We start from the raw sequence: 25,823 nt of genomic DNA on the forward strand, positions 1-25,823 counted from the left end.
AAAAAAAAGTGTTACAAATATCCTTTTTCCTTTAAACTCACAAATTTTTTATCCCCGATCACCAAATGGTCAAGCAGCTCGATGCCAATCAGGTTTCCGCATTCAAACAGCCGTCTTGTCACTTCAATATCTTCCCTGCTCGGCGTCGGATCTCCAGAAGGATGATTATGAACACAGATAAAGGAAGCGGCAGATCGTTTAAACGCTTCTTTAAACACCTCTCGCGGGTGGACAATAGATGAATTCAGGCTTCCGATAAATACGGTGCGTTTATGGATGACTTGATTTTTTGTATTTAAGTATAAACAGACAAAATGCTCCTGGGTTAAAAAGCGCATATCCTCCATGACAAGATTAGCGCCGTCTTCCGGGGAGCGAATAACGAAATGTTCTTCGTTGGCTAATTTATGAATCCGGCTTCCAAGCTCAACTGCAGCCAGTATTTGAATCGCTTTTACCATACCGATTCCCGGGATGCTTGACAGCTCTTCAACCGATGCTTCCTTGAGCAGACGCAGCCCGTCAAATGAGCGCAGCAGCCGGTTTGACAGGTCCAAAACAGATTCGTGTTTAGTCCCTGTCCGCAATAATATAGCCAAAAGTTCATGATTCGCTAAGTTCTCGGCTCCGACTTTCAGGAGCCGTTCTCTTGGCTTTTCTTTCATTGGGAAATCTTTGAGTTTTAATGGCAGATCTTGTATGACCAAGCACTCCTTTTCTTTCCCTTCCCGTTTATAGAACCGTCATGCCCTTATATCAAAATGGCGAAGAGCTCTCATTGTTTTTGATATAGGAAGACCCATGACTGAATAATAATCTCCGTCTATTTTCTTTACAAAAAGCGCGCCTCTTCCTTGGATGCCGTATGCACCTGCTTTATCCATCGGCTCTTTTGTTTCAATATACGTCCAAATCTCTTCTTCACTGAGGGACCAAAACGCAACTTCTGTCTTATCATAAAAAGTCTCGCTGTGATTTTCAGCTTGAATGCTGACCGCGGTTATTACTGAGTGACTTCGGCCTGAAAGCCTCCTCAGCATAGAAGCAGCTTCTTCTTGATCCTGCGGTTTGCCAAGGCATTCGCCGTCAAGGCATACCATTGTATCAGCACCGATAACGATTGCATGCGGGTGGAGATCAGCTACAGCCTTAGCTTTTTGTTTTGCCAACCATTGGACGTTTTCTTCTGGTGAAAAGTTTCGATTTAATTTTTCTTCTACTTCACTGACAATAATGGAGTAGGGCAGCTGGAGAAGATCGAGGAGTTCTTTCCTGCGCGGAGATTGTGATGCAAGTATTAGCGGTTTTGTCATGTTCGTCATCCTTTCAGGGTTTGCTTAAGAAAAAAAGATACTCGTTTATCCTACCAAATCACGAGGCTTGTCACAATTTCAGAAAAATAACTTTTTCATGACAAAATAAAAAAAGCCTGTCACTAAAGGACGAAGGCTCAGGGCACTATCTCTTATTTTACGACGGCTAACAGCTCCTGCTGAGCCTTCCACCCGGCTTCAGCACTTGGATCCTCTAATTCCTTTAAAGCCTGCAAAATCGCTTTTTTCTCTCCTGTTTCTGACGCTTTTGTTTCACCAAGCGACTTTTCTATTTTCTCTACACTCGCTTTTGTAATGTCTTCGCCGAGAATCGCCTTTGCTGCAAGCTCCGCTGTTTCCTTAAAAGTATCTGTCATATCTGACTCTATTGATAAGGAAAGCTCCTTGCCTCCCCAGGCTTCAAAATCACTGTCGATTAAAACCTGTCCTAACTGCTGTGAGACATCCTTATCAGTGGCTAAGCCCGCGATGACATACGTATACCCATCATCCTTTGACAGTGACACGGCGGAATATCCTTTTTCGGTCAATTGTTCTGTTAACGTTTCGGCGCCCTTTTCATTTGAAAATTTTCCGGCTTGCACAGCGTATGTTTTGTATGTACCTTCAGTTTGTGCCGCTTGTTTTTCTGCGCCTGAAGTTTGTTTTTCAGTTGAAGTATCCCCTGCTTTTGCCGTTTGGCTGCCTAAAGAATCCTCTAAAGAGGCCGGTGCTGACGCTTCTTTATTCCCCGATATGTTTAACGCGAATAACCCTAATCCAGTGCCAATGACAGCCGCGAAGGCAATCGTCGCGGCCACTCTTTTTACCGGTTTGGCAGCCCCGGTCTTTCCTTTTGCATAAAGCTTTGTTTTTTTCTTTTGAAAAGGAGGAACAACTTTAGGGTCCTCTTTAAACACCTTGTCCTCCTCGGAATCCCAATTGAATTCATCTTCATCAGGGTGTTCCTGGGATGCCGCAACCTCTTGTTCTGCCTGTCTTTTTTCCTCCCAATTTGAAAATGTCATGCTTTTATTCGCCTCTGTCTCAGGCGTCTCTTGTTCGTAAACCGTCTCTTCTTTTCCATTAATCGTCACCTTGAGGGCTTTTTCTGCGGCTTTACTGTTTTTTTTATTCTTTCTTTTTTTCAATTCCGCTTCCTCCCTTCATTTGCTTGACCGTTCTTGTCGGCTTTTCATGCTACACACTTTAGCACAGGCAAAGAAAAAAAGAACAAGACTTTTGTCGCCTTGTCCAAAAAACGTTCGTCAAATTTTTCAGCAGTCAGCCCAATGCCATTTTGATATAAAAAGAAATGATAGAGTCACCGTATAAATAGGCTAAAATGCTCCCTGCGGCTATAGCGGGGGCGAAGGGAAGCGGCTGCCTTTTAGCGAGTCTACCAGTCAGAACAGCTGCCGCTCCATATAATGCACCTATCAAAACAGAAAAGAAAAAGGCAGCTGCCAGCATCTTCACACCAAGCACAAAGCCAATCACCGCAAATAATTTAATATCTCCTCCCCCTACTCCCCCATGGGTGATTGCGGCAATTACAGCCAGAAACAGAAATCCGGCTGCCGCACCTAACAGGCCTGCATACCAGGAATCAAGCGGAGAAATCAATCTCGCGGCCGCCAAAAAGGGAAGAAAGAAAATCAATATTCGATTTGGAATCAGCATAAAATGAATATCTGTCACTGCAACAATAATGAGAAGAGAGATAAACACCACAGCGGGAAACAGTTCCAGCGATGCGCCAAAGCGTATTCCTGCGGCAGCAAATAAACACGCTGTCACAAGCTCTGCTGTGGGATACATAAAAGAAATCTTATGCCCGCAGCTTTTACATTTACCTTTTTGAAATAGGAATGACAGGATGGGAATTAATTCTGCAGGAGTTAATGTTCGCCGGCAAAACGGGCATGATGAACGGGGCGCAATAATAGATAGATGTAAGGGGATACGGCACCCGGCCGTATAGTAAAAAGAACCAAGGATAAGCCCGAAGATAAAAAGAATGGATAGCATAGACAACACACCTTTACTCATTGAGTTCTGGTATGGATTGTAGCAAAATGGACATCCTGAGCTCCAATTGGGAATATTCAATTTTACACATGAAAAAAACGGCAGAATCTTTTTTTGATTCTGCCGGAGCCGGATGCTTTTATTTCAACCTTTTTCGAATGTCAGAAATAAAGTAAAGAGATCCGGTAATCAGCGTAATTTCATTTGAGCCCTTTTTGCTTTCTATGAATTTGATCACATCGTCTGGATCTTCACTCCAGCTTTTATTGCTGATTTCACTTGCATCATAGAGATCTTTTGCAAGAGAAGCACGCGGGAAATCAAAAGAAGCAAAATGAATCGCATGAGCAATGGTTTCCAGTCTTTTAATCATGTTCTGATACGGTTTGTCCTTTAACGCGCTAAACACCACAGTAATGCGTGAATTGGCGAAACGCTGCTTCATCGTTTCCGCCAGCTTTTCAACACCTTCTTCGTTATGCGCACCGTCTAAATATACCGGAGGATGTTCCTGAACAAGCTCTAACCGTCCCGGCCAAGCAGCCTTCACAAGCCCGCTCCTTAACGCTTCGTCACTGATATGGGCGATATTCTCCTTATTGAGCCACTCCGCAGCCAAAATGGACAAAGCAGCATTTTGTCTTTGATGGGTGCCAATCAGAGATGTCCGAATATCTTCATAGCATTTCTCTTCCGTTTTGAATGAAAACTGTTCTCCTGCAGGCAGAGCCTCTTCATTGAAAATAACACATGCATCATGCAATGACTGGAACGGCGCAGCATGCCGTTGAGCTTCATGGCGGATGACCTGTAAAGCTTCCGGCTGGGTAACTGCTGTAACGATTGGAATACCTTCTTTAATAATACCGGCCTTTTCTCCTGCAATTTCTTCAATGGTGTTTCCCAAAATATTCATATGATCGTGTCCAATGCTTGTAATCACAGTTAAGAGCGGTTCAACCACATTAGTAGAATCGAATCTACCGCCCAAACCTGTTTCAAAAATAACAAAATCGACCTTATGAAATTCTGCAAAATATAAAAATGCACAGGCCGTCATAATTTCAAATTCTGTCGGCTGTCCGTATTCCGTTTGATCAAGGGCTTCAACGTGCGGTTTCATTTGATTGACGAGTGCTGTCCATTCCTCATCTGAAATCGGTATCCCGTTTACGCTGATCCGTTCATTAAACGTAATAATATAAGGCGATGTAAATGTTCCAACCGTATATCCGGCTTCCTGCAGCATAGAACGGATAAAAGCGACAGTTGATCCTTTACCGTTTGTTCCTGCGACGTGGAACGCTCGGATTTTTTTTTCAGGATGTCCTAACCGCGCCATCAGCTGTTTCATTCGGCCAAGTCCGGGCTTCACCCCGAATTTCAGCCTCCCGTGAATCCAGCTGCGCGCATCTTGATATGCAGTAAACAATGATAATCCCCTCTTTTATAAGACAAGGCGGTTTCTCTAGAAACCGCCCCGGCTTTTCATTAACCCTTCAGCTCAGCCATTCGTTTTTGAACAGCGTCACGCTTCGCCACATAATCTTTTTCTTTTTCACGTTCTTCATCAATTACGTGTGCAGGCGCTTTTTTCATAAATCCTTCATTTCCAAGTTTCTTTTGGACACGCTCAACTTCTTTTGTCAGTTTATCAAATTCTTTTTGCAGACGGGCAATTTCTTCATCAATATTGATTAAGCCTTCAAGCGGAAGAATAACCTCTGCTCCTGAGACAACGGCCGTCATCGCCTTATCAACAGCCTCAATATCGGTGCCGATTTTAAGCACGCTCGGATTCGTAAAGCGTTCAACATATGAACGGTTCGCTTCGAGGCGGGCTGCTATTTCGTCTGTGCTTGTTTTAATGTACAGTTCAACCTGCTTGCTCATTGGCGTATTGACTTCACTACGGATATTGCGCACAGAACGGATCAGCTCAACAAGAAGCTTCATGTCAGCTGCCGCTTCAGTATCGGTATGCTCCGGCACTACTGCAGGCCATTGACTTACTGTAATCGATTCCCCTTGGTGAGGAAGGTGCTGCCAAATTTCCTCCGTTAAGAATGGCATAAACGGATGGAGCAGACGCATCGTTTGATCAAGTACGTAAGCAAGGATGGAACGGGTAGTTTTCTTAGCCGCTTCGTCTTCTCCATAAAGCGGAAGCTTCGCCATTTCAATATACCAATCACAGAAATCATCCCAAATAAAGTTATATAAATGGCGTCCTACTTCACCAAATTCATATCGGTCAGCAAGCTGGGTCACGTGCTCGATCGTTTCATTTAATCGCGTTAAAATCCACTTGTCAGCGACTGACTTTTCGCCTGACAGATCAAGCTCATCGTACGTCATGCCATCCATATTCATTAATGCAAAACGGGAGGCGTTCCAAATTTTATTGGCAAAATTCCAGGTCGATTCCACTTTTTCATAGCTGAAGCGCAGATCCTGGCCAGGAGAGCTTCCAGTCGCAAGGAAATAACGCAGAGAATCGGCTCCGTACTTGTCAATCACATCCATCGGGTCGACACCGTTGCCAAGAGATTTACTCATTTTCCGGCCTTGCTCGTCACGGATTAAGCCGTGGATTAAAACATCTTTGAACGGGCGCTCGCCTGTAAATTCAATGCCTTGGAAAATCATGCGTGATACCCAGAAGAAAATGATATCGTACCCTGTCACGAGAACATCTGTCGGATAGTAGCGTTTAAAGTCTTCAGCCGTTACATCAGGCCAGCCCATTGTGGAGAAAGGCCATAGCGCAGAACTGAACCATGTATCCAGTACGTCTGTATCCTGTTCCCAATTTTCGCTGTCTTCCGGCGCTTCAAGCCCGACATATAGCTCGCCTGTTTCTTTATGATACCAGGCAGGAATACGATGGCCCCACCACAATTGACGGGAGATACACCAGTCGCGGATATTTTCCATCCAGTGTAAATACGTTTTTTCGAAACGGTCAGGCACAAAGTTGACCTTTTCTTCTTTCTTTTGCAGCTCAATCGCTGCATCAGCAAGCGGCTGCATGCGCACAAACCATTGTGTAGAAAGATAAGGCTCCACAACAGCCCCGCTTCGTTCACTATGGCCGACAGAGTGCATATGATCCTCGATCTTGAAGAGAACTCCCGCCTCCTGTAAATCTTTCACGAGCTTTTTGCGGCATTCAAAACGATCCATACCTTGATATTGGAGCGCATTTTCATTCATCGTGCCATCTTCATTCATGACAAGGATGCGTTCTAAATTGTGGCGGTTGCCAAGCTCGAAGTCGTTCGGATCATGAGCAGGCGTAATTTTCACGGCACCTGAACCAAATTCCATATCAACATAGTCATCACCGACAATCGGAATTTCACGATTTACAATCGGCAGGATCACCGTTTTTCCGATAAGGTGTTTATAGCGCTCGTCTTCAGGGTGAACGGCAACAGCTGTATCACCGAGCATTGTTTCAGGACGTGTCGTCGCAATTTCAATTGAGCCTGAACCGTCAGCAAGCGGATAGCTCATATGATAGAATGCGCCTTGAACATCCTTGTAAATCACCTCAATGTCGGATAGGGCTGTTTTTGTCGCTGGGTCCCAGTTAATAATATATTCGCCTCTGTAGATCAGGCCTTTTTCATAAAGCTTAACGAATACTTCCCTTACCGCTTTGCTCAAGCCTTCATCCAGCGTAAAACGTTCACGGGAATAATCTAGGCCAAGACCTAATTTCGCCCACTGGCTGCGAATAAAGTCAGCATATTCTTCCTTCCACTTCCACGTTTCTTCGAGGAATTTTTCACGGCCTAAATCGTAGCGGGATTTGCCTTCTTCACGAAGTTTCGCCTCTACTTTAGCCTGTGTCGCGATGCCGGCGTGGTCCATGCCAGGAAGCCACAGCACATCATAGCCCTGCATGCGTTTCATTCTTGTTACAATGTCTTGCAGCGTTGTGTCCCATGCGTGGCCAAGGTGAAGTCTTCCTGTTACGTTTGGCGGCGGGATGACAACAGAGTATGGCTCTTTTGTCTGGTCACTGCCCGCTTCAAAAAATTTGCCTTTTAGCCAAAAATCATATCGGTCTTTTTCAACCGCTGCCGGATCATATTTCGTCGGCATTGTTTGTTCATTCGTTTCCATCATAACCCTCCAGCATGTTTAAAAATGGCTGAGAACGAAAAAAGAGCTCTTCATCCCTGTAAAAGGACGAAAAGCTCTTTCGCGGTACCACCTTTTTTCATGAACTCTATCAGTTCATGCACTTATAACGGATAACGGGTGTTTCCCGAATTTCTCTACTCTTCTTTCAAGAAATTATGCTCCCGGGCGACCTTCCAATCAGACAACATAAGAAGCCTTTCAGCAAACGGCTTCTCTCTCTGCATGCGCCTTTTTTGTACTCTTCCCGTTCTAAGCAGGTGTATTTATCAGCTCATTGTATACATTATTTATGTTCTTTATTATAGTAAAAGTGTTTTTGATTCGTCAATCATCTTTTCCAAAAACACCGCTTTCTATACAGATGGGCAGGCACCTATTGCCCAAGTTTACATATGATGCTTGTAAATGCGTAGAGGAGGATGCACCGTGAAGAAACGTTTCAGCTCTTATTCGCTGCCGCCATGGGTAAGGCAAATTCGGCTTGTATCCGCACAAGTGATTATTCCCATTACGATTTTTCAAGGAATCAGAACCATTTTCTTTCCGACAACCTTTGATGTTTTGCTGCTCGCAATCCTAATCTTTTTAGCTTGCGCCCTTCATTTAGAATGGATATAAACAAACAAGTCCGCGCCATTAAGACGTGGACTCGTTTTCAGCCTGAAATTTTTTCTCTTGTTCAATCTGATGGATTTTCATCACAAACGGCTCTATATTTTTCATTTGCCAATAAGCCTTTAATAATTGTGTACATTCCTCTTTTTCATGCTGTCTTTTCCCAGTTTGATAACCGTTCAGCACCTTGTACATGGCTGCCGGATATGCCATATAGCTGAGAAAAAGGCTGACTTCCGCTTCACGCAAAGGGAATGATTTCGTATATCCATAAAACCATTCGACGCATTCCGGACAAGCTTTCGGAAAGCCTCTGAACATTTTTGTATAAAAGCCGAGCAGGTCGTTTTGCGGCGGACCGACAGATGCTCTTTCGAAGTTTGTAAAATATCCGGTCCCGGCATCATTATACAGAAAATGGTGTATAGACAGGCTGCCGTGGTTCATTACAACCCTTGAAACGTCTTTTTCCTTTGCAGACTCATACCAGTCCTCCAGCCGTTCCAGCGCAAAATTCACCGCGGAAATGGTTTCTGAAAAATAGGTTATGGCCTGGAGTTCAAAAGGAGAAAGGTACCACTCCTTCTCCGCTCTATCCACAAACTGCTCATAGAAAATTTTATCTTGTTCCCACTTTTTTTTCGTTTGCCCGTAATAACGTTCAATCTCATCACGTCTAACCTTTAGTTCCTGCGCGGTTCTCTCGTGAAGACGGGCTGTTTCTCTAAATAAATAAGCATGTTTCTGATCCCGTTCTTCCTCTTGGTCAAATTGGAGCCAAGGCATTAAATAGTAGGTATCTCCGTATTGTATGCCTGCTGAGAAAAACTCACCGCTATTTGTTCTGTAAACGGGAACGAATGAACGAAAGCCTTTTTCCTCAATCGCCACCATATGATCTGTAAAATGCTTGCCGCGACCTTCTTTCAATTTTTTCAGGGCAAATATGCCGTAGTCTGTATACACTTTCCAAACAAGAGGACTGACAGGCTCAATAAATCGAGCAGTCAGTCCGTATTCCTGAAGAACCGATTGGGTATCTTCCATTTCATTCACCACATTTTCCGATCACTTACGGTTTACGCATGGCTATTTTTATATTGAGGAATATAGAGAATCTGTCCTGCTTTTAATTCATCATCCAAGGCTAAAGAATTCATCCTGATCAGCTGCTGGGATGTAATTTCATACCGTTCGCATAAACGCTCGATCGTATCTTCCTGCTGCACAATACAAATTTTCATTCTCGAAAACTCATCCGCTTCTTTTGTAAAGAGTTTTGTTAAATAAAGAGAATTATCACTTTCCTTTGTTTGAGGTTCCTTCGTTTCAGCAGCAGGAGCAACCCTAGGAACAGCATCCGTTTCCTTCCTTTCAGTCTCAGAAGATTCAGGCAGCTGGAAGGATTGAAAAGGTGTTTCTTCCTTAGGCTCTTCAGCTGATGGTGTTTTTCTCACTTCAATTTCGAAGCTCTCTTCCTCTTGTTCTTCCTCCTCCAGCAGCTTAGGCGCTGAATAAAAAGAATCCTCCTCTTCTTGTTCAGGCAGGAAGGTACGGTATGCCGGTTCAGGCAATTCTTCTTGAGATGCCTCCTCCGAGCTTGTTTTTTGATTGAAATGGAAATGTAAATCGGCTTTGTCATTCTCCACATATACAGCTGAAGCTGTTTCTCTGCTATCTTCTATGGAGAGAGCTGCCTCTGATACACTCTCCAAAGCTTCATCCGCTTCCGCCTCTTCTTGGCAAAGCGTAGGATCAGCCTGATCCGATTGAGCTGCTTCTTCATTTTGAGCCTCTTGGCGTAGCGCATATTCATGATTAGGAGACACTGTTGTTTCCTCTTTTTCCTCTGCAATCACAGTCTCTGAATGAAGTTCAGCTTCCAAAGCAGGCGATTCTTCTGCTCCAGCGTGTTCACGAAGCTCAGTCTCCGCTGGAGAGTCTGCTTCTTCACGAACATCCGCTATTGCAGCTGCCGGCTCAGCCGTTTCTTTTTTTGCTTTAACGATCTCTTGAATCTCTATTTCTGAAGGATCAGGTTCTGGCTCAGATTCTTCTGTTTCCGATTCAGCACGAACCTCCGTTTCCGGCACAGCAAGCTTTTCTGACTCGTCTTCCTCTTTCACATCTTCTCTGGCCTCTGGTTCTGAAGCAACCGATTCAGGCGGCTCAGATTCTGCTTTTTCTGTCTCCAGTTCTTCACGGAGCCCCGCTTTCGAGATAAAAAGTTCTGGCGGTTCAGCTGGCGGTTCATGCTGAAGAACTGCTTCCTCTGCCGATGATGCACCCGGTTCTTCTACTATACTATGTGCCGGCGGCTCTGAAAGCTCTTCCTCCCTGAATGCCGCAGGAGCTTCATATAAAGGTATCTCCGGCTCTTTGTCTTGCGTATCGTCCAAAAGCCCTTCGATCGCTAAATCAGCTTGAATTGTTAAAATGCGCGAATCCGTCAATTGATAGTCAAATGCGTCAATAAAGACGAAGACATCCTGTAAATGGCTCACTTTATTTTTCGGAATGGTAATATCCACAGGAAAACAGTGAGTCAGTTCCGCACTTCCATCCTCTCTCTTTCTGACTTGTTCAACAAACCGCTTATCTGTATAAATCTCTTCGGTATGTTTGTTTTGATCTATGTTGTACTCACCTGTAAGTTCAAGCGATCCTATGATTGATACATAATCATTTACTTCCTGAACCCTAATATCAGGATCTAATGAAATAGAAAGCAGTTCAGAAACTTCCTGTCCTTTTTGGAAACAGATCGATTCTTCTACAGAAAATTGCAATCGATGATTTTGCGGCAAGTTCATATCCTCCTTTCATCTAATCCTTAAAATTAGATGTCACTAAAGGTGTATGTATGAACTGGAGAAAATATGAGTGGGAGAGCACGAAAAAACCGGCACAAGGAGTCCTTGATACCGGTTTTCACTCTTATCTGCGGCTGATCTCAGCAAATACTTTCTCAGCTGCCTGGATTGTGTTTTCAATATCTTCATCAGTATGGGCCGTTGAGAGGAAAAGACCTTCGAATTGTGATGGCGGAAGGAATACCCCTTCATTTGCCATCCCTTTATAATAGCTTGCGAACAGCTTCAAATCAGATGATTTCGCTGTTTCATAATTGATGACTGGTTCGTTTGTAAAGAAGAAACCGATCATCGAACCTGCACGGTTAAAGGTATGCGGAATTCCATGAGCCTCGGCAGCTTTTGAAATTCCTTCTTCCAGTCTGTCGCCTTTTTTGATGAAATTCTTGTAGGAATCAGGTGTCAGCTGTTTCAATGTCTCTAAGCCAGCCGTCATCGCAAGCGGATTGCCTGACAATGTACCAGCTTGATAGATCGGGCCGCTTGGAGCGATCTGCTCCATGATTTCTGCCTTTCCGCCATAAGCGCCGACAGGAAGTCCGCCCCCGATTACTTTTCCTAAACAAGTCAGATCAGGCGTTACGCCGAAGTAGCCTTGAGCGCAGTTATAATCGACCCGGAAGCCAGTCATCACTTCATCAAAAATCAGCAGGGAGCCGTACTGCTCAGTGATATCACGCAGACCCTGCAGGAAACCTTCTTGCGGCGGAACAACACCCATATTTCCGGCAACTGGCTCTACAATGACTCCCGCAATGTCTTCACCGAATTGCTGGAAAGCAAGCTTTACACTTTCTAAATCATTGTACGGAACGGTGATGGTGTTTTTCGCAATGCCTTCAGGCACCCCCGGGCTGTCAGGCAGTCCGAGAGTGGCAACACCTGAACCAGCTTTAATCAAGAGAGAATCGCCGTGTCCGTGGTAGCAGCCCTCAAATTTTAAAATCTTGTTGCGGCCCGTATAGCCCCTTGCCAAACGGAGGGCACTCATTGTAGCCTCTGTTCCGGAGCTTACCATTCGTACAATTTCTACAGATGGCACACGATCAATGACGAGCTTAGCCAGTTCATTTTCTACTTCAGTCGGAGCACCGAAGCTTGTCCCATATTCAGCCACTTTTTTGAGGCTTTCTACGACGCGGTCATTTGTATGCCCTAAAATTAAAGGCCCCCATGACAAGACGTAGTCAATATATTCATTCCCGTCAATATCAAAGATTTTCGAGCCTTTTCCGCGCTCCATAAAAATCGGGTCCATGTCTACCGATTTAAATGCGCGAACGGGACTGTTCACACCGCCCGGCATGAGTTTTTGCGCTTCTTTAAAAGCCGTTTTTGATTTTTCATAGCTTCTCATCTGCCTCAACTCCTGTCAACTGAATAAAATTACTCCGCAAGCCATTTCGCTGCGTCTTTCGCATGATACGTAATAATCAGGTCGGCACCCGCGCGCTTCATGCTTGTCAAAATTTCCAACACAATTTCTTTTTCTTTGATCCAGCCGTTCTGCGCTGCAGCCTTCACCATTGAATACTCTCCGCTTACATTATAAGCGACGAGCGGCAAAGTAAACTCATTTTTTACGTCACGCATGATATCCATATAAGAAAGCGAAGGTTTGACAATCAAAAAGTCCGCGCCTTCCTCGACATCTGATTGTGCTTCGCGGAGTGCCTCCATACGGTTGGCAGGGTCCATCTGATATGTTTTGCGGTCTCCGAATTGCGGTGTGCTGTTTGCTGCATCACGGAACGGACCGTAAAACTCGCTAGAATATTTCACAGCGTAAGACATGATTGGAATATTGACGAATCCTTCTTTATCAAGTGCTTCTCTGATCACTGTAACAAATCCGTCCATCATGTTTGATGGCGCAATGATATCCGCACCTGCTTTCGCTTGGCTGACAGCTGTCTGCGCCAAAAGCTCCAGCGATTCATCATTGAGAATGACTCCGTCTTTGACAAGTCCGCAATGGCCGTGGTCTGTGTATTCGCACAGGCACGTGTCAGCGACAACAACCATTTCAGGGAAGTGTTCTTTAATTTCTGTGATGGCTTTTTGGACAATTCCGTGATCATGGTACGCTTGTGTTCCGCAATCATCTTTTTCTTCCGGGATGCCGAATACGATAACAGATTGAATGCCCAGTTTGACCAGCTCCGCTACTTCATCCTTCAATAAATCTAATGATACATGGTAAACATCAGGCATTGACGGAACAGCTTTTTTGCCTTCCAGCCCTTCAACGACAAAAATCGGATAAATAAAATCTGATGGATGCAAACGTGTTTCCTTTACCATTTCTCTCATTGCTTTTGATGTCCGCAGGCGGCGGTGTCTATTAAATGATTGACTCATATTCTCTCTTCCTCTCTTGACATGCTGCACATTAATTCAAGCATGCCATCTATTGTAAATGTATCAGGCGTATGCGATGTGATGCCGTACGTCAGAAGGGCATCATTTGTTAAAGGCCCAATGCTGATACAGGCCGTCCCATTCGCCTTCCACTTTTTTAATTCTTCTCCCAAGACATGCATAAACGTATGTACGGTTGATGAACTCGTAAATGTTACATAGTCAAAGGAATATTGACCCGCAGCGTCTTTCAGTTCCTCAATGCCTTCTTCATCCGGAATCGTTTCGTAGAGAACCCATTCCTTTACTTCAAAACCGAGCGGGACAAGCTCTTGTTTTATCACATCACGTGACAAATTCCCTTTCATCACGGTAATGGGCTCCCCCGGTTCAGCATGCTGCTTAAGAGCGTCAGCCAATTGTTCAGCAATATACTCCTGTGGCATCACATCAACCGATACGTTATGCGTTTTTAAACGGCGGGCGGTTTTTTCACCGACGGCTGCAATTTTTTTATACGCAGGGAGAATAAGCTGATTTTCCTTCAGATAAGAAAAAAAGAAGTCTGCCCCATTCACACTTGTAAAAACAAGCCAGCCTGGCGCGGCAAGATCCTCTCTTACCTGTTCCGCAACATCATTCGGCAAAGCGCGGCGAAACGTAATCAAAGAGGTTAAAACCGCTTTACCCCCAAGCGCCTCCACTTTTTGCTGAAATGATGTTGCCTGTGCCTTATTCCGGGTGACAAGCACTGTTTTTCCTTCCAACGGAAAATCATTTTCCATCCTCATCAAGCTCCCGTTTTACACGATCAATTAAATCTTTTGCTCCTTTGTCAGCCATAAGAGCGGCACAGCGCTTTCCTACTTCCTCCGGATCGTTTCCGGTGACGGTTTCTTTAAAAATGATTTTGCCGTCAGGTGAAGCGACAAGACCTGTCATTTCAATTTCATCCTGTCCATTTAACACGGAGTAGCCCGCGATCGGAACCTGGCAGCCGCCCTCCATCGCGTTTAAAAAAGCACGTTCCGCTAAGACAGTCCGTTTTGTATATTCATCTGTAAACTGAGAAAACAACGCCAACAGCGCTTCATCCGATTCTCGGCACTCAATCGCCAGTGCTCCCTGCCCCACAGCAGGCAAACAGCGCTCTGGCTCAAGGAATTCGGTTACGACATCTTGCTTCCACCCCATTCTAGAAAGGCCGGCAGCCGCTAAAATAATCGCGTCATAATCCTCTGTTTCCAGCTTTTGAAGTCTTGTATCTATATTACCTCTAATCCATTTAATTGTAAGGTCAGGGCGCTCAATCAAAAGCTGCGCGCTTCTTCTTAAACTGCTTGTGCCAATGACAGCACCTTCCTTCATTTCTGAAAGCTTTACGCGATTCTTTGAAATAAGGGCATCACGCGGGTCCTCCCGTTCAGGAATGCAGCCGATCACAAGGCCTTCAGGCAAAACAGCAGGCATGTCCTTCATGCTGTGCACTGCCATATCAATCTCTTCGTTTAAAAGCGCCTGTTCAATTTCTTTGACAAACAGCCCTTTTCCACCCACTTTTGAGAGTGTAACATCGACAATCCGGTCGCCCTTTGTCACGATCTCTTTAATTTCAAAAGCAAACGAAGGATTGATTTCCTTCAGTTTTTGAATAACCCATTTTGTTTGAGTCATAGCGAGTTTGCTTCGTCTGGAACCTACTTTAATCGTTCTCATCATTTCTTTCCTCCCGAATCTGCTTGGGACATCGTTTAACTGAACCAATGGAATTGCGACAGGCTTCCAAGCAGGAAATAATTGATCATCAGCACCAGAAAACAAGCCGTATTCCACAGTGCAGCGACCTTTCCTTGCAGCTCTTTAATCAGCCTGATATAAAGATAATAGCTGTACAGCAGCAGGACGACAAACGAACCAAGCACTTTGGCGTCAAACCAATACAGCGTTTCTAGTGAGACATATGCCCATATGACGCCGAGAATCAAACTCAGCAGCAGCATCGGAACCCCAATGACATTTAAAACATACGCCATATAATCAAGCTTAGATAAATCTTCTATTCTCAACAGCCATTTTCCCCACTTTTTCTTTTTCAGCAGATGATATTGAAACATATATAGCACAGAAAAAACAAAAGAAAGGGAAAAAGCGCCGTATGAAAGAATCGCCATTGTAATATGAATCACCAAAAGCTCGGATACAAGCTGCCCGGAAAAAGCAGCTGACTGCTGCTCTGTCGGTGAAAATGTGTGAATGGCGATCATAGAAAATCCTATAACATTTGTAAAAAACACGATAAAGTCAACACGTAAAAGCTTTGTCAGTACAAGTGACAGCGTGACAAGCACCCAGGCATAAAAATAAAGCGCCTCCGTCACATTTAATACCGGAAACCGCCCCGTCACCCACATAAAATAGGCCAAATACACGGTTTGCAGAGTCCAGACAATAGAAAGCAACCAGAAGGCCATTTTTCCAGCCTTCCGGTTGTGTTGAAGAAAATCTATAAAATAAAAGAGTACACTTAACGCGTAAATGACGATTGTCCCCTCATTAAGTCTTGCCATTGCAGTATCAATCATTCAGCTTTCACTCACTTACAAGTGGGCTAAAACCCGCTTTTGATTCAGCCTTCTTAAAAGAGTGGACCTTCTGGCTGCTTTCAACGGTTTTCATCATTTGACGGCCCGCAGCTTCTTCAATATCAAAAATCTGCATAAACAACGCGAGCTTTTCTTCAGAATCAGCATCTGCCGCAAGCTCTTTCACCTTTAAAATCGGATCACGAAGCATTTGGTTAATAATACTTTTGGTGTGTTTGTTCAACAGTTTTTTCTCTCTTGTGCTTAAGTGAGGCAGCTTACGCTCAATGCTGTCCATCGTTTCTGACTGGATGGCAAGCGCCTTTTCGCGCAATGCAGAAATAACAGGCACAACACCAAGTGTATTCATCCATTGTTTAAATTCCACAATGGTTTCTTCAATTAACAGTTCAACTTTTTCAGCTGTTTCTCTCCGCTCTTTCATGTTCGCTTCTACAATGCCTTCCAGATCGTCGATATCATAAAGAAAAACACCTTCAAGATCATTCAGCGCCGGATCAAGATCTCTAGGCACGGCAATGTCGACCATAAACAGCGGGCGTCCCTTGCGAAGCTTATTCGCGTTTTCCATCATCTCTTTGGACACGACAAATTCACTTGCACCGGTTGAACTGATTAAAATATCAGCCTCCGCAAGCGCGCTTTCAAGCTGATTCAAGCTTCTCGCTTCACCTGAGAAACGGTCTGCAAGCTCCTTCGCTTTCAAGTATGTTCGGTTAATGACAGTGACCTTGCCGATTCCCTGTCCGTGCAGGTTTTCCGCAGCAAGCTCGCCCATTTTTCCCGCACCGAGAATCAATATGTGCTTGCTTGAAAGATTTCCGAAGATTTTTTTGGCAAGTTCAACTGCAGCATAGCTTACTGACACCGCATTTGAGCCAATGTCTGTTTCTGCGTGAGTTCGTTTGCCCACTGTAACCGCCTGCTTAAACAGCTCATTAAAAATAGTCCCGATCGTTTTTTCTTGCTGAGCTGTTTTAAAGCTGTCGCGTACCTGTCCGAGAATCTGCGTTTCGCCAATCACCATAGAGTCAAGTCCGCAGGCTACACGGAATAAATGCTCAACAGCGGCATCGCTCTCATAAAACGTTAAGAACGGTGACAGCTCTTCTTTGCTTAATTGAAACCAATCAGCTAAAAACTTTTTTATATAATAACGGCCGGTATGGAGCTGGTCGACTACCGCATAAATTTCAGTGCGGTTGCAGGTTGAGACAATGATGTTTTCAAGAATGCTTTTCTCTTCTTTCAGCTGCACCATTGCTTCTGCCAGCTCATTCGGCTGAAAACTTACTTTTTCACGTATCTCAATAGGGGCGGATTTATAATCTACTCCCACAACAAGTATATGCATCGCTCTAATTACACCCCCAACACCCAATCTTAATTTATAATCATTCTAACATAGAACTCATTATTTATAATAATTATAACATAGTTTCTTTCACAAAATGTGAACAGATTTTAAAATTCTTATGCTATATTAGAAAAAGCTTCTGAGAAAAGAAGCATTCCTATTGACAATACCAAAAACAGCAGAAATTTACTACACATCAGCTCTAAAAAACAAGAAGGTGATATGCATGAAACAAAAATCAATTTTATTCCCTTGTCTGCTGCTTGCCGCTTCAGTATATGCATGGCTTGAAAGCGGCCAAGCCGAACTGTTTTCAGGGCAGGATCAATGGCCTGTTCTCCTCATGCTGTTAGGCGCAGCCTTTGTATATCAAGGAAAAAAAGAAGCCGTTACACCCCATTTTTTTATCGGTTTGCTTCTCTTCGGGATCGGTTTACACTTTTTTGCCAAGCCGAAATGGGTATGGTGGCCGGATGATTTTGAAATGCTCCTCTTTATGATCGGCTTCTCACTTCTCGTTTCAGCCGTTCAAAAAAAAGAATATGTATATGAAGCTGTGTCGATGATTTGTTTTTCCCTGTTTTTGTACTTTTTCAAACAAATTATGGCATGGCTTGAGTCTGCGCATATTCCAACAGCGCTTCTGAAGGAGTATTGGCCGTTTGTCTTTATTGGAATCAGTTTATTGTTATTATTGATAAAACGAAAAAAATCTATACGATAAATAAAACCGGTAGAGGATCCTCTACCGGTTTATCATTTTTTTGATCGCTCCCCAAGCTTCGTCTTTTCCCTTTTTCGTTTCTGAAGAAAAGAGAATCAGCTCGTCTTCCGGATCAATATTTAATGTTTGTCGGACAACCTTCGCGTGTTTGTCCCATTTGCCTTTCGGGATCTTATCCGCCTTTGTAGCGATAACAATAACAGGAATGCCGTAATACTTTAAAAATTCATACATCTGTACATCATCATTAGATGGCGCATGCCGCAAATCAACGATCTGCACCACAGCTTTTAATTCCTCGCGTGTCGTGATATAGGTTTCAATCATTCTGCCCCATGCTTCACGCTCAGACTTTGACACTTTGGCAAAACCGTAGCCCGGCACATCCACAAAATGCAACTCATCATTGATAATGTAGAAATTAAGCGTTTGTGTTTTTCCCGGCTTTGATGACGTTCTCGCAAGATTTTTGCGATTGATTAATGAATTGATAAAAGACGATTTTCCTACGTTCGATCTTCCGGCCAATGCGATTTCCGGAAGCCCCCCTTCAGGGTACTGTTCCGGTTTTACTGCACTGATCACGATTTCTGACTTTGTGACTTTCATTTCTTCTCTCCTACTAAGGCATGTTCCAAAACCTCGTCTAAGTGGGACGCCAATATAAATGTCAGCCCCTCCCTGACGCTTTCCGGAATATCCTCTATATCTTTTTCATTATCTTTAGGCGCAATAATGGTCGTTAATCCCGCTCTATGTGCGCCAAGCGCTTTTTCCTTTAAGCCGCCGATCGGCAGCACGCGCCCGCGAAGCGTGATTTCCCCAGTCATGCCAACTTCACGCGAAACCGCCCGTCCCGTTAAAGCAGAAACAAGCGCTGTTGCCATCGTAATACCGGCTGACGGACCATCTTTTGGCACCGCACCCTCTGGTACATGTATATGAATATCATACTTCTCATGAAAGTCAGGTTCAATGCCAAGTTCTTCTGTTTTGGATCGCACATAGCTGAATGCAGCCTGAGCAGACTCTCTCATAACATCTCCGAGCTTTCCTGTCAGGATTAATTTCCCTTTCCCCGGAGAAAGCGATACTTCAATCGACAGCGTATCTCCGCCAACGGTTGTATAAGCAAGCCCTGTCACTACACCAACCTGATCCTCTGTTTCAGCTTGTCCATATCTGAAAATACGTTTTCCGATAAAGTCTTGAAGGTTCTTCTCAGTAACCGTAATCCGTTTTCGCTCTTCAGCAACAATGGCTTTTGCAGCTTTACGGCAAATCGCGGCAAGCTGGCGTTCAAGGCTTCTCACACCAGCTTCTCTCGTATAGTAGCGGATAATATCAAGAATCGCCTGATCACGCAGCTGCAGGTTGCTTTTCTTCAGCCCGTGTTCTTTGATTTGCTTTGGAAGCAAGTGATCCTTTACGATTTCAAGTTTTTCTATTTCTGTGTAACCTGCGATATTAATAATTTCCATTCTGTCTCTGAGCGGACCCGGAATTGTGGCCAAATTGTTCGCCGTTGCGATAAACAGCACTTTGGATAAATCAAAGGTTTCTTCAATATAGTGATCACTGAAGCTGCTGTTTTGCTCTGGATCAAGCACTTCAAGCATAGCAGATGATGGGTCTCCTCTAAAATCAGATGACATTTTGTCAATTTCGTCTAATAAGAAGACCGGATTCAGCTTGCCCGCTTTTTTCATCCCTTGAATAATACGTCCAGGCATTGCTCCGACATAGGTCCGTCTGTGTCCGCGTATCTCTGATTCGTCCCGAACTCCTCCGAGTGAGATTCTGACGAATTTGCGTCCCAAGCTTTTTGCAATTGATTTGGCTAAAGACGTTTTTCCGACACCTGGAGGTCCTGCCAAACAGAGAATCGGGCCTTTCAGGGATTTGGTCAGCTTCTGGACAGCCAAATATTCTAAAATACGTTCTTTTACTTTTTCAAGCCCGTGGTGCTCTTCGTCCAAGAGACGTCCTGCTTCTTTCAAATCAAGCTTATCATCTGTTTCATCCGTCCACGGAAGAGCAACCAGCCAGTCGATATAGTTGCGGATCACAGAGCTTTCCGCAGAACTTGACGGAATTTTTTCATATCTGTTCAATTCTTTAAGCGCTGTTTCCTTCACATGATCAGGCATGCCTGCTTCTTCGATTTTTTCCGTCAGCGTCTGAACTTCGCCAGTTTTGCCTTCTTTATCGCCAAGCTCTTTTTGAATCGCCTTCATTTGTTCTCGCAAGTAGTATTCCTTCTGCGTACGCTCCATCGAACGTTTGACGCGCTGGCCGATTTTTTTCTCAATCTCCAGCACTTCTTTTTCATTATTAATAAAATCAATGACCTTGTTCAGCCTGTCTTTGACATCAGCCGTTTCTAAAATATCCTGCTTATCCTTTAGTTTAAGGGGCAGATGAGAAGCAACGATGTCTGCCATTCTGCCCGGCTCTTCGATATCAGTAACCGCGGCGTACGTTTCGGCCGAGATTTTTTTAGAAATTTTTATGTACTGATCAAAGTGGTCTAGCAAAGTCCGCATCAATGCTTCGTCTTCTGTATCTTTTGAATCATCTTCATGAATAAGTTGAATGTCGACCGACGTGTAATCCTCGTGTTCATTGTATTTGACGATATGGGCGCGCTTGAGGCCCTCCACCAACACACGAATCGTACCGTTCGGAAGCTTCAGCATTTGCTTAATTTTTGTATAGGTGCCGACAGTGAAAATCTCGTCTTCACCAGGTTCGTCTATCGAAATATCCTGCTGAGTGGCTAAAAATATCATATGATCATGCATCATTGCCTGTTCAAGAGCCTGAACCGACTTGTCACGTCCTACATCTAAATGCAAAACCATCGTCGGGTACACTAATAAACCTCTTAAAGGGAGGAGCGGGATGCTGCGTTTTAATTCTTCTGCCATGTGACTGACACCTCCGTGACTTTAGTATGAACCATTATAATACAACTTTTTCATCCTTGTACAATAAACGGCATGGTTCCATTTTCTATAAAACAGTCTCCTCGTAGTATACCCTTTCTTTCTGATATGAAAAAGGAAAAGATGTCCTTCATGAAAAAAACCCTATTATCAAAATAGGGTTTAAACAGATTCTTTATTGATTTCAATAGGAAACGGTTTTTGTTCCGTTGGCGGATTCACTAAAATTTCATCAAGCACTTCTTGGAACGTCTTCACTGCAATAATCTCGATCCCGTCAATCTGCTTTAAGATGGCCTGCTGATTTTCATATGGGATAATCACCTTTTTCGCACCGGACTGCTTGGCCGCTTTTATTTTCGGAATGACGCCTCCGATGGGTTTCACAAGACCGTTCAGGCTGATTTCGCCCGTCATCGCAACGGTATTGTCAATAGGAATTTTGTGTATCGCCGAGAAAATCCCCGCCGCCATCGCAATGCCTGCTGACGGCCCATCAATCGGAATCCCTCCTGGGAAATTGATGTGAATATCATAATCAGAAGGCTTCATTCCCATTGTCCGGAGCACGGTTAATACATTTTCAACCGAACCCTTCGCCATGCTTTTTCGTCTGATTGATTTTGATTGGCTGCCGATGCTTTCTTCTTCAGCTATTCCTGTGATGTTAATTGATCCTTTATCTTGAGCCGCGGTTACACTCACTTCGATTTCCAGAAGCGATCCGCTGTTAGGCCCATAGACTGCAAGCCCATTTACAATGCCAACCTGTGGTTCAACACCGATTTTTTGCTCGTGCTTTGGAGTAAGCTGACTGGAGTGAATGACCCATTCGATATCCTCAATCGTAATGTCCTTCCGATTCTCCGTTACAGCCATCCCCGCTGCGATTTGAATCATATTGACGGCTTCCCGCCCGTTCCTCGTGTAGCTGGTCAAAAGATCTAGGCCTTCTTCGGAGATATTTTTTTCAATTTTATCCGCTGCTGTTTTAGCAACCGTTTTCAGCTCGTCCTTTTCAAGCTCGCGGAAAAAAACCTCCAAACAGCGGGACCTGATAGCTGGCGGAATTTCGTTTGGCATTCTCGTGGTCGCGCCAATCAAGCGAAAATCAGCCGGCAGCCCATTTTGAAAAATATCATGAATATGATTCGGAATTTGTGTATTTTCCTCACTGTAATACGCACTGTCTAAAAAGACTTTTCTGTCCTCAAGCACCTTCAGCATTTTATTCATTTGAATAGGATGCAGCTCCCCTATTTCATCAATAAACAGCACACCGCCATGGGCATGGGTGACAGCTCCCTGCTTCGGCTGCGGAATCCCAGCCTGTCCCATCGCTCCGGCCCCTTGGTATATCGGGTCATGGACAGAGCCGATGAGCGGATCGGCAATTCCTCTTTCATCAAAACGGGCTGTTGTCGCATCGAGTTCCACAAAAACAGCCTGCTCTTTAAACGGTGATTGTTTATGTTTTTTTGCTTCTTCCAACACAAGCCGCGCAGCAGCCGTTTTCCCAACTCCCGGTGGCCCATAGACAATCACATGCTGAGGATTTGGCCCGCATAAAGCCGCCTTTAATGCTTTAATGCCGTCTTCCTGTCCGACGATATCTTGAAAGCTTTTGGGGCGGACCTTCTCAGATAATGGCTCGGACAAGCTGATAGCGCGCATTTTCCGAAGCTGCTCCATTTCCTTCTTTGATTCTTTATCTATCGTGACCTTTTGTGTCCTTTGATTTTTAAGCAAATTCCAAAAATACAAACCGATGATGATCCCAAAAAACAGCTGAATAAATAACGCGATCCCTGTCCAACTCATGGTGGTCCCTCCTGAAAAACAATTTATGTATCCAATTCATTCCTCTGATTGCTAGTATCTCCCATAGAAGACGGGAATAAACGTTTTTCCGGAAGAGTTGCATGCAAAAAAACCTCCTGAGTGTTACCACTCAGGAGGTTTGTACTTATCTTTATGCAGATGTTTTATCTTGGCTTACCTCAGTGCCGTCTTTTAATAAGAGGCGAGGAGGCTCTCCGTGTGTCACAGTCGCCCCGGTAATTACACATTTTTCAATGTCATCACGAGAAGGCAGCTCAAACATCACATCAAGCATGATGCCTTCAATGATAGAACGGAGTCCGCGTGCTCCAGTCTTGCGTTCAATTGCTTTTTTAGCAATTTCAGAAAGCGCTTCTTCTTCAAACTCAAGCTCAACGTTGTCAAGCTCAAGCATTTTCTTGAATTGCTTAACAAGAGCGTTTTTCGGTTTTGTTAAGATCGCAACCAATGCTTCTTCGTCAAGCTTTTCAAGGCTTGCAATAACCGGAAGACGTCCGATAAATTCAGGAATTAACCCGAAACGGAGCAAATCTTCTGGAAGCACTTTTGAAAGAAGATCTTCTTTCTCAAGATCAGCAGCTTTATTGTCGGCACCGAATCCAATCACTTTTTGGCCTAAACGGCGTTTGATGATTTGTTCGATACCATCGAAAGCTCCGCCGCAAATGAACAAAATATTTGTTGTGTCAATTTGAATGAATTCTTGATGAGGATGCTTACGTCCCCCTTGAGGCGGCACGCTTGCCACTGTACCCTCAAGAATTTTAAGCAATGCCTGCTGTACACCCTCACCTGACACGTCACGTGTGATAGACGGGTTTTCAGATTTTCTAGCCACTTTATCGATTTCATCAATATAGATAATGCCTTTTTCGGCTTTTTCCACATCATAATCAGCAGCTTGGATGAGCTTCAAGAGAATATTCTCTACATCTTCACCCACGTATCCAGCTTCAGTCAAAGATGTAGCGTCTGCAATCGCAAACGGCACATTTAAAATGCGAGCTAATGTTTGCGCCAGAAGGGTTTTACCGCTTCCCGTAGGGCCGATTAATGAAATATTACTTTTTGAAAGCTCAACATCATCAACTTTGCTGTTAGAGTTAATGCGCTTATAGTGGTTATACACAGCAACAGCAAGTGATTTCTTCGCTTGATCTTGGCCGATGACATATTCATTCAAAATTTCGCGAATTTCCTGAGGCTTTGGTACGTCTTTAAATTCTACTTCTTCTTCTGTTCCGAGTTCTTCCTCTACAATTTCAGTGCAGAGTTCGATACATTCGTCACATATATATACACCAGGTCCAGCTACAAGCTTACGAACCTGATCTTGTGTTTTTCCACAGAACGAGCATTTTAATTGTCCTTTTTCCTCGTTAAATTTAAACATTCTTTCACCCCTTAATCTTGTCTCACTTTTTCTTTTACCGGCAGAGCAAAAGAAAATGATTCTTGAAACGAACGAGTATGTATTGCATTTTACCATACTTTCCAAAAAGACGGTAACAATGTGTTTCTGACTTGCACATTCTATATGTATGACAAAAAACAGCCCTGCATTAACTATATTGCCCCAAGAAAAAGAGATAACTCATAATTGTACAAAACAAGGCACGAATGATTCGCGCCCTGTTTTATTAGTACTATTATTATGCACCATATTAACGGTTTTCTACAAGAAAATCAATTGCTTTGCGAACTTTTAAATCTTCTTTCATCGCGTCAGTAGAACCGATGGCTTGTTTAATATTTTCAACAGGCATGTTGTATGCTTCAGCCATTTTAGTAAGCTCAGCATCAACTTCCTCATCTGATACTTCAAGGTTTTCCGCTTTCGCAATCGCCTCAAGAGTCAGGTTAGATTTTACGCGTTTTTCAGCATCTTCTTTCATTTGCTCTTTAAGCGCAGCTTCATCTTGGCCTGAGAATTGAGTGTAAAGCTCAAGGTTCATGCCTTGCATTTGCAGACGCTGTTCGAATTCTTTCAGCATGCGGTCAAGCTCAGTGTCGACCATTGCTTGCGGAACATCGATTTCAGCATTTTCAGAAGCTTTCAGAACAAGCTCTTCACGCAATTTAGCGTCAGCTTCGTTTTCTTTTGCTTCTTCTAAACGTTTCTTAGTTTTTTCAGTTAATTCAGCGAGTGTTTCCACTTCTTCATCGATATCTTTTGCGAATTCATCGTCAAGCTCAGGAAGCTCTTTCGCTTTGATTTCGTGAATTTTCACTTTGAACACAGCTGGTTTGCCTGCAAGATCTTCAGCGTGGTACTCCTCAGGGAATGTCACTTCAACATCCTTCTCAGCACCTGCTTCAAGGCCAACTAATTGATCTTCGAAGCCAGGGATGAATGAACCAGAACCTACTTCTAGAGAGTAGTTTTCAGCTTTTCCGCCTTCGAAAGCTTCGCCGTCAACGAATCCTTCGAAATCAAGAACAACTGTGTTTCCTTCTTCAACGGCGCCTTCTTCTTTTACAACAAGCTCAGCTTGACGCTCTTGAAGGGCTTTTAGTTCGTTTTGAACATCTTCGTCAGTTACAGTTGTGTCGTCTTTTTCAATGCCCAGGCCTTTGTATTCGCCAAGCTTCACTTCAGGTTTTACTGTTACTTTCGCAGTGAAGATTAAGCTTTCGCCTTTTTCGATTTTTTCAACATCGATTTCAGGACGGTCTACAGGCTCGATTCCAGCTTCTTCAACCGCTTTAGGGTATTCTACAGGAAGAAGAATATCCAAAGCATCTTGGTAAAGAGCTTCTACGCCAAAGCGCTGTTCGAATAATCCGCGAGGAATTTTACCTTTACGGAATCCAGGAATTGAAACTTGTTTTACTACTTTTTTAAATGCATCATCAAGTGCTGTTTTAAACGTTTCAGCATCAACTTCAACCGTTAAAACGCCTTCGTTGCCTTCTTGTTTTTCCCATTTTACAGACATGTGTTTCCCTCCAAAAATCTATTCAGGTTGTGTCGGTCTTCCATTCTAAAGCAATCATACGG

General features: G+C 43.9%; 21 protein-coding genes and 1 other annotated feature. Of the genes, 2 read left to right on the forward strand and 19 right to left on the reverse strand.

Translation table 11 applies throughout. The annotated features are described in order from the left end of the window. Positions 1–11 precede the first annotated feature (11 nt). The 6 genes from radC to valS all read right to left on the reverse strand — a co-directional run bounded on the left by radC (position 12) and on the right by valS (position 7,478). A complete protein-coding gene (radC, locus tag KXZ66_RS14465) occupies positions 12–707 on the reverse strand; it encodes a RadC family protein (protein ID WP_021480240.1) in 696 nt (231 codons plus the stop codon). Between the two features lie 36 nt (positions 708–743). Next, positions 744–1,313, reverse strand: a complete 570-nt coding sequence (locus KXZ66_RS14470) for a Maf family nucleotide pyrophosphatase (protein WP_004398496.1) — start codon at positions 1,311–1,313, stop codon at positions 744–746. A 152-nt stretch (positions 1,314–1,465) separates the two neighbouring features. Beyond that, positions 1,466–2,464, reverse strand: coding sequence for a stage II sporulation protein SpoIIB (gene spoIIB / locus KXZ66_RS14475; RefSeq protein WP_021480241.1), 999 nt, complete (start codon positions 2,462–2,464; stop codon positions 1,466–1,468). A 133-nt stretch (positions 2,465–2,597) separates the two neighbouring features. Continuing rightward, positions 2,598–3,344: a prepilin peptidase gene (locus KXZ66_RS14480; protein WP_219144604.1), complete on the reverse strand. Its 747-nt coding sequence runs from the start codon at positions 3,342–3,344 to the stop codon at positions 2,598–2,600. A 139-nt stretch (positions 3,345–3,483) separates the two neighbouring features. Next, positions 3,484–4,776, reverse strand: a complete 1,293-nt coding sequence (locus KXZ66_RS14485; RefSeq protein WP_219144605.1) for a bifunctional folylpolyglutamate synthase/dihydrofolate synthase — start codon at positions 4,774–4,776, stop codon at positions 3,484–3,486. Positions 4,777–4,835: 59 nt separating this feature from the next. After that, positions 4,836–7,478, reverse strand: a complete 2,643-nt coding sequence (valS, locus tag KXZ66_RS14490; protein ID WP_072175589.1) for a valine--tRNA ligase — start codon at positions 7,476–7,478, stop codon at positions 4,836–4,838. A gap of 59 nt (positions 7,479–7,537) precedes the next feature. Next, positions 7,538–7,760 (reverse strand) — a binding site (T-box leader). A gap of 165 nt (positions 7,761–7,925) precedes the next feature. Between valS and KXZ66_RS14495 the strand changes: the two genes are divergently transcribed. Further along, the gene (locus KXZ66_RS14495; protein WP_003222590.1) at positions 7,926–8,117 is read left to right on the forward strand and encodes a hypothetical protein; all 192 of its coding nucleotides are present in this window, start codon (positions 7,926–7,928) and stop codon (positions 8,115–8,117) included. A gap of 18 nt (positions 8,118–8,135) precedes the next feature. Here the strand turns inward: KXZ66_RS14495 and cotN are convergent, their stop codons facing one another. From cotN to hemA, 8 genes are all read right to left on the reverse strand, one after another. Then, complete coding sequence (gene cotN / locus KXZ66_RS14500) at positions 8,136–9,161, reverse strand: spore coat protein CotN (protein WP_021480244.1); 1,026 nt, start codon at positions 9,159–9,161, stop codon at positions 8,136–8,138. A gap of 32 nt (positions 9,162–9,193) precedes the next feature. Continuing rightward, entirely contained in the window at positions 9,194–10,921 is a 1,728-nt protein-coding gene (spoVID, locus tag KXZ66_RS14505) for a spore coat morphogenetic protein SpoVID (RefSeq protein WP_021480245.1), read from the reverse strand. 130 nt (positions 10,922–11,051) lie between these two features. After that, positions 11,052–12,344, reverse strand: a complete 1,293-nt coding sequence (hemL, locus tag KXZ66_RS14510; RefSeq protein ID WP_015384279.1) for a glutamate-1-semialdehyde 2,1-aminomutase — start codon at positions 12,342–12,344, stop codon at positions 11,052–11,054. A gap of 29 nt (positions 12,345–12,373) precedes the next feature. Beyond that, on the reverse strand, positions 12,374–13,348 hold the full coding sequence (gene hemB, locus KXZ66_RS14515; RefSeq protein ID WP_015483525.1) for a porphobilinogen synthase: 975 nt from the start codon (positions 13,346–13,348) through the stop codon (positions 12,374–12,376). After that, positions 13,345–14,133, reverse strand: coding sequence for a uroporphyrinogen-III synthase (gene hemD, locus KXZ66_RS14520; protein ID WP_133954278.1), 789 nt, complete (start codon positions 14,131–14,133; stop codon positions 13,345–13,347). Before hemD ends, hemB begins: the two co-directional genes overlap by 4 nt. Beyond that, a complete protein-coding gene (hemC, locus tag KXZ66_RS14525; RefSeq protein WP_021480247.1) occupies positions 14,123–15,067 on the reverse strand; it encodes a hydroxymethylbilane synthase in 945 nt (314 codons plus the stop codon). Before hemC ends, hemD begins: the two co-directional genes overlap by 11 nt. Positions 15,068–15,099: 32 nt before the next feature. After that, positions 15,100–15,930, reverse strand: coding sequence for a cytochrome c biogenesis protein (locus KXZ66_RS14530; protein WP_003222575.1), 831 nt, complete (start codon positions 15,928–15,930; stop codon positions 15,100–15,102). Positions 15,931–15,937: 7 nt separating this feature from the next. Then, entirely contained in the window at positions 15,938–17,305 is a 1,368-nt protein-coding gene (gene hemA, locus KXZ66_RS14535; protein WP_004399038.1) for a glutamyl-tRNA reductase, read from the reverse strand. 229 nt (positions 17,306–17,534) lie between these two features. Here hemA and KXZ66_RS14540 point away from each other — a divergent pair, with 229 nt between their 5' ends. Next, positions 17,535–18,032 carry a hypothetical protein gene (locus KXZ66_RS14540; protein ID WP_014477563.1) on the forward strand — a complete coding sequence of 166 codons (498 nt, stop codon included), beginning with the start codon at positions 17,535–17,537 and terminating at the stop codon, positions 18,030–18,032. A 21-nt stretch (positions 18,033–18,053) separates the two neighbouring features. Here the strand turns inward: KXZ66_RS14540 and yihA are convergent, their stop codons facing one another. The 5 genes from yihA to tig form a co-directional block, all read right to left on the reverse strand. Beyond that, positions 18,054–18,641 (reverse strand): ribosome biogenesis GTP-binding protein YihA/YsxC, encoded by a 588-nt coding sequence (gene yihA / locus KXZ66_RS14545; RefSeq protein ID WP_003229621.1) that lies wholly within the window; start codon positions 18,639–18,641, stop codon positions 18,054–18,056. After that, complete coding sequence (lon, locus tag KXZ66_RS14550; protein ID WP_003229618.1) at positions 18,638–20,962, reverse strand: endopeptidase La; 2,325 nt, start codon at positions 20,960–20,962, stop codon at positions 18,638–18,640. Before lon ends, yihA begins: the two co-directional genes overlap by 4 nt. Positions 20,963–21,142: 180 nt before the next feature. Beyond that, positions 21,143–22,801 carry an ATP-dependent protease LonB gene (gene lonB / locus KXZ66_RS14555; protein ID WP_038827669.1) on the reverse strand — a complete coding sequence of 553 codons (1,659 nt, stop codon included), beginning with the start codon at positions 22,799–22,801 and terminating at the stop codon, positions 21,143–21,145. Between the two features lie 151 nt (positions 22,802–22,952). Continuing rightward, entirely contained in the window at positions 22,953–24,215 is a 1,263-nt protein-coding gene (gene clpX / locus KXZ66_RS14560; protein WP_003229613.1) for an ATP-dependent protease ATP-binding subunit ClpX, read from the reverse strand. Between the two features lie 271 nt (positions 24,216–24,486). Next, positions 24,487–25,761 carry a trigger factor gene (gene tig, locus KXZ66_RS14565; protein ID WP_003229611.1) on the reverse strand — a complete coding sequence of 425 codons (1,275 nt, stop codon included), beginning with the start codon at positions 25,759–25,761 and terminating at the stop codon, positions 24,487–24,489. Positions 25,762–25,823: the final 62 nt, after the last annotated feature.

It is taken from the genome of Bacillus sp. LJBS17, from assembly GCF_019334685.1.
GTDB classification, from domain to species: domain Bacteria; phylum Bacillota; class Bacilli; order Bacillales; family Bacillaceae; genus Bacillus; species Bacillus subtilis.